Origin of the sequence: Streptomyces sp. UNOC14_S4 (genome assembly GCF_020740835.1) — a bacterium.
In the GTDB taxonomy this organism is placed as follows: Bacteria; Actinomycetota; Actinomycetes; order Streptomycetales; family Streptomycetaceae; genus Streptomyces.
The window spans coordinates 1-5292 of sequence record NZ_JAINFC010000510.1 but is presented as its reverse complement, the minus strand read 5'-3'; the positions used below and the strand labels follow the sequence as shown (position 1 = coordinate 5292).

The following is a 5292-nucleotide window of genomic DNA, read 5'->3' as shown; positions in this document are numbered from 1 at the left end:
CGGCTGCCGGTAGGGGGCGCCTACGTCCGCTGTCGGCTCTCCGCCCGGCCCCTATCAGGGGCGCGGGGAACGGCGCGAGAAGTCCCCACCGGCCCGCAGTCGCCGGACGGGCATAGGTGACCGAGCTCGTGGGCGGCTTCTAGGGGCGCGGGGAACTGCGCGACAAGCCCCCACCGGGGCCGCAGCCGCGCACACAGCGCAAGACGCACCCCAGTGGGCGCAGGGGGCCCGGGGGGCGGAGCCCCCGGGAATACCGAGCACGTCCGGCGTTGGAGGGCGCGGCCGCAGGCCGCTCCCGCCGCAGGCGGCGACGGTGGGAAGCCAAGGGGCGACGTGAATGTCACGTGGCGAGGTACGGCTCCCCGCCCCCGGGACGCCGTGCGGGATGCGTACGCTGTCCCTCGTGACAGAGCCAGTGGTGCGCATCCCGGATGCGAAGGTCGCGCTGTCCACGGCCTCGGTCTACCCGGAGTCGACGGCGACGGCTTTCGAGATCGCGGCTCGCCTGGGTTACGACGGTGTCGAGGTCATGGTGTGGACCGACCCGGTCAGCCAGGACATCGAGGCGCTCCGCCGCCTGTCGGACTACCACCAGGTGCCCATCCTCGCCGTTCACGCGCCGTGTCTGCTCATCACGCAGCGGGTCTGGTCGACCGATCCGTGGGTCAAGCTCCAGCGGGCCCGTACGGCTGCCGAGAAGCTGGGCGCGAGCACGGTGGTCGTGCACCCGCCGTTCCGCTGGCAGCGCGGTTACGCGCGGGACTTCGTCCAGGGGATCTGGCGGATGGCCGACGAGACGGATGTGCGGTTCGCCGTCGAGAACATGTATCCCTGGCGCTACCGCGACCGCGAGATGCTCGCCTACGCGCCCGACTGGGACGTCACCAAGGACGACTACCGGCATTTCACGGTCGATCTCTCGCACACCGCCACCGCCCGTACGGACGCCGTCCACATGATCGACCGGATGGGCGACCGGCTGGCGCACATCCATCTCGCCGACGGCAACGGCTCCGCCAAGGACGAGCACCTGGTGCCCGGCCGTGGCAAGCAGCCGTGCGCGGAGGTGCTGGAGCGGCTCGCGACCACCGGCTTCGACGGGCATGTCGTGATCGAGGTCAACACCCGCCGGGCCATGTCCGCGGCCGAGCGCGAGGCCGATCTCGCGGAGGCCCTGGCCTTCACCCGGCTGCACCTCGCTTCTCCGACGCGCGCGGCCCGCCCGTGAGCGTCCCCGGGAAGGCCGGTGCGCCCAAGAAGCGCGGCAGGCCCGCCCGTACGGATGCCGACGGCGGCCCCGGCGCGCGTGAGCGCATCCTCGCCGCGGCGCGTACCGAGTTCGCCGAGCGCGGTTACGACAGGGCGTCCATCCGGGCCATAGCCCGGGGCGCGGACGTGGACCCCGCCCTCGTGCACCACTACTTCGGCCCCAAGGAACAGATCTTCGCCGCGGCCATCGAGGTGGCCCTGGCCCCCGCCCTGGAAGGCCCGGACGCCTTCCTCAAGGGTGGCCCGGAGACGGTCGGCGAGCGGATGACCCGCTTCTTCCTCGGCATCTGGGAGGCCACGGACACCCGTGAGCCGCTGCTCGCGATCGTCCGCTCCGCGGTCGCCAACGAGACCGCCGCCGAGGTCTTCCGGAACCTCGTCACCAGCCGGCTGGTGCTCCGTGTCGCCGGGGAGCTCGACGTGGCGCAGCCCGAGCTGCGCGCCGAGCTCGCCGCCGCACAGCTCGTCGGCGTCGCCATGCTCCGCTATGTGATCAAGGTGGAGCCGCTGGCCTCGGCGGATCTCGAACAGCTCGTCGCCCGGGTGGCGCCGGTGGTGCAGCGCCACCTCGCGGGCGGCTGACCGCGTTGCCGACCGCGTCTCATATCCCGGAGGCGCTGTCCGGATCTTGGATCATCGGCGTAGGCTCGGAAGACGCTGACGAGCGCTGACACCCGATCCGGGCCGCGACGCACGTCCCGGCCCAGCGCTGACGCACTTCGAGGAGTGGAGCAGGATGCCCGAGCTGAGGTCCCGCACCGTCACCCACGGCCGCAACATGGCGGGCGCCCGTGCCCTGATGCGGGCCTCGGGCGTAGCCGGTGCGGACATCGGCAAGCCGATCATCGCGGTGGCCAACTCCTTCACCGAGTTCGTGCCCGGCCACACCCACCTCGCGCCGGTCGGCCGGATCGTCTCCGAGGCGATCCTGGCGGCAGGCGCGGTGCCCCGGGAGTTCAACACCATCGCCGTGGACGACGGCATCGCCATGGGGCACGCGGGCATGCTCTACTCGCTGCCCTCCCGCGACCTGATCGCCGACTCCGTGGAGTACATGGTCGAGGCGCATTGCGCCGACGCCCTGATCTGCATCTCCAACTGCGACAAGATCACCCCGGGCATGCTGATGGCCGCGCTGCGCCTGAACATCCCCGTCGTCTTCGTCTCCGGCGGCCCGATGGAGGCCGGCCAGGCCACCCTCGTCGACGGCACGGTCCGCAAGCTGGACCTGATCAACGCCATCGTGGACTCCGTCGACGAGAAGGTCTCGGACGAGGACGTGCTCCGCATCGAGGAGAACGCCTGCCCCACCTGTGGCTCGTGTTCCGGCATGTTCACCGCCAACTCCATGAACTGCCTCACCGAGGCCATCGGCCTCTCCCTCCCGGGCAACGGCTCGACCCTCGCCACCCACACGGCCCGTCGCGCGCTGTACGAGAACGCGGCCCGTACGGTCGTCGAGATCACCAAGCGCTACTACGAGCAGGGCGACGAGTCGGTCCTGCCGCGCAACATCGCCACCCGCGCGGCCTTCGACAACGCCATGGCCCTCGACATCGCCATGGGCGGCTCGACCAACACGATCCTGCACCTGCTCGCCGCCGCCCAGGAGGCCGGGCTCGACTACGACCTCAAGGACATCGACGCCGTCTCGCGCCGTGTGCCCTGCCTGGCCAAGGTCGCGCCGAACGTCGCCCCCGGCGGCACGTACTACATGGAGGACGTGCACCGCGCGGGCGGCATCCCCGCGATCCTCGGCGAGCTCTACCGCGGCGGCCTGCTCAACGAGGACGTGCACACCGTGCACGCGCGCTCCATCAAGGACTGGCTGGAGACCTGGGACGTGCGCGGCGGCTCCCCGTCCGCCGAGGCCGTCGAGCTCTGGCACGCGGCTCCCGGCTGCGTCCGCTCCGCGACCGCCTTCTCGCAGTCCGAGCGCTGGGAGACCCTCGATGTGGACGCGGCGGGCGGCTGCATCCGCGATGTGGCGCACGCCTACTCCGAGGACGGCGGGCTGGCCGTGCTCAAGGGCAACCTCGCCGTCGACGGCTGCGTCGTGAAGACCGCCGGTGTCGACGAGTCCATCTGGACCTTCGAGGGCCCGGCCGTCGTCTGCGAGTCGCAGGACGAGGCCGTCGACAAGATCCTCGGCAAGCAGGTGAAGGAGGGCGACGTCGTCGTCATCCGCTACGAGGGCCCCAAGGGCGGCCCCGGCATGCAGGAGATGCTCTACCCGACGTCCTTCCTGAAGGGCCGCGGCCTGGGCAAGGCCTGCGCCCTGGTCACCGACGGCCGCTTCTCCGGCGGCACGTCCGGCCTCTCCATCGGCCACGCCTCGCCCGAGGCGGCCTCCGGCGGCACCATCGCCCTCGTCCACGACGGCGACCGCATCCGCATCGACATCCCCGGCCGCTCCATCGAGCTCCTCGTGTCCGACGAGGAACTGGCGGCCCGCAGGGAAGCACTGAACGGCACGTACGCCCCGAAGAACCGCGACCGCAAGGTCTCCGCCGCCCTGCGCGCGTACGCCGCGATGGCCACCAGCGCGGACAAGGGTGCCGTCAGGGACGTCAGCCGCCTGGGCTGACATCCCTGACACGCGCTGAGCCCGCGTGCACTGAGCCCTGTGTGCACCCGGCCGCCGTGATGGGTACGGATACGGCAAGGGAGCACCATCACGTAAGGGGCGTCGGCCATTGGGCTGCGCCCCTTACCGCCACCCCGCCGGGTCGTGGTCGCTCACGGCGAAGACCGTGCCGTCCGGTGCCGCGCCGAAGACCTTCCCGTCCGCGGCCACCGGCGCGGGCAGGAGGTCCAGATAGCCGCGCCCGGCGCGCGTCAGCCGCGGTGACGTCTGCCCGAGCAGTGTCCCCTTGACCGTGTCGACGGCCAGCAACCGCCCGTCCGCCGCGGAGAAGTACAGCCTGCCCTCGTCGAGGACCAGCGCCGAAGCGTTGGCCACCGACGTGTCCAGCCGCCACAGCTGACCGTTCCTCGAACCGCCCGTACCGGTACCCGTACCCGTACCGGCACCTGTACCGACCGCCGTCAGGCCGCCGTCCGACGACAGCAGGTAGACCGTGTCACCACGGGCGGCGGCGCTCGTCACATTGAGCGGGGTGCTCAGGGGGATCCGCTGCTCGCGCCGTTCCACCGGGTCGTAGCGGACGACCGTGGCCACCCGTACGCGCGAGTCGGCGGCCGTCAGGTACAGCGCGCCGCGGGGGCCCACGCCGGTGGCGGTCAGGTCGCCCTCGAACGTCCGCTGCCACAGCGTCGTACCGCGCAGCGGGTCGAACGCGAGCACCTGCGTACGGTGCTGCCCGGCGCCGGCCGGAGAGACGGCGTAGACCGGCGCTCCCGCGTCCTGTCCCGGGCCCACCCGGGAATCCGCGAAGGACGACAGGACCGGCTTCGGCATCCCCGGCAGCTTGCGGCTCCAGCGGTCCTTTCCCGAGGCGCTGTCGACCGCCGTCACCGTGCCGTCCACCGCGACGAGCAGCAGCGTGTCGCCCGCGTGATAGACGCGGCCCCCGTACGCCGACACGTTCCGCGTCCAGCGCGGCTCGCCCTTCGCCGGGTCCAGCGCCGACAGCAGGTCGCCGTCCGACGTCATGACGTGCACGAGGCCGCCTGAGATCACGGGCGCGGGCGGTGTGCCCGGCTCCGTCTCCGCGGGCTGGGAGTTGTCCGTCGGTATCCGCCAGACGACGTTCCCGTTCGCGGGGTCGACGCGCGCCGCCTCCACCCCCGGAGCGGAGCAGTAGAGCGCCTGCTCCCCGTACGTGCAGAAGCCGGCCCGCACCTTGCCGTCGCCCGCGGCGTCCGCCGGGACCGACACCTCCCACGGCTCCCAGTCGGCGCCCGTGGCGGAGGACCGGTGCAACGGCCGGTCCAGTACATCGGTCCAGCTCAGCAGCCAGAAGCCGCCCGTGCCCACCACGGCGGCCACCACGGTGGCAGCGACGGCCCACAGGGCGCGGCGGCGATGCGGCCTGGCGAGCGCTCCGGCGGGCTTGCCGG

Annotated in this window: 4 protein-coding genes; 3 read left to right on the top strand and 1 reads right to left on the bottom strand. The window is 72.2% G+C overall.

Annotation, left to right across the window (positions count from 1 at the left end; translation table 11 throughout):
* Positions 1-403: 403 nt before the first annotated feature.
* The 3 genes from K6I34_RS30805 (at position 404) to ilvD (ending at position 3856) form a co-directional block, all read left to right on the top strand.
* The gene (locus K6I34_RS30805; protein ID WP_229331066.1) at positions 404-1228 is read left to right on the top strand and encodes a sugar phosphate isomerase/epimerase; all 825 of its coding nucleotides are present in this window, start codon (positions 404-406) and stop codon (positions 1226-1228) included.
* The gene (locus K6I34_RS30800; protein WP_229331064.1) at positions 1225-1851 is read left to right on the top strand and encodes a TetR family transcriptional regulator; all 627 of its coding nucleotides are present in this window, start codon (positions 1225-1227) and stop codon (positions 1849-1851) included. The genes K6I34_RS30805 and K6I34_RS30800 overlap by 4 nt, the downstream gene beginning before the upstream one ends.
* Positions 1852-2005: 154 nt before the next feature.
* Positions 2006-3856 carry a dihydroxy-acid dehydratase gene (gene ilvD / locus K6I34_RS30795; protein ID WP_229331062.1) on the top strand — a complete coding sequence of 617 codons (1851 nt, stop codon included), beginning with the start codon at positions 2006-2008 and terminating at the stop codon, positions 3854-3856.
* Between the two features lie 123 nt (positions 3857-3979).
* On the opposite strand, the gene K6I34_RS30790 is transcribed toward ilvD, so the two are convergent.
* Positions 3980-5292 (bottom strand): PQQ-binding-like beta-propeller repeat protein (locus K6I34_RS30790; RefSeq protein WP_229331000.1); only part of this gene is annotated, 1313 nt, incomplete at its 5' end.

Bases quoted from the DNA above. Each gene is read 5' to 3' on its own strand.
- ilvD (WP_229331062.1), top strand. From the start codon at position 2,006: ATGCCCGAGCTGAGGTCCCGCACCGTCACCCACGGCCGCAACATGGCG.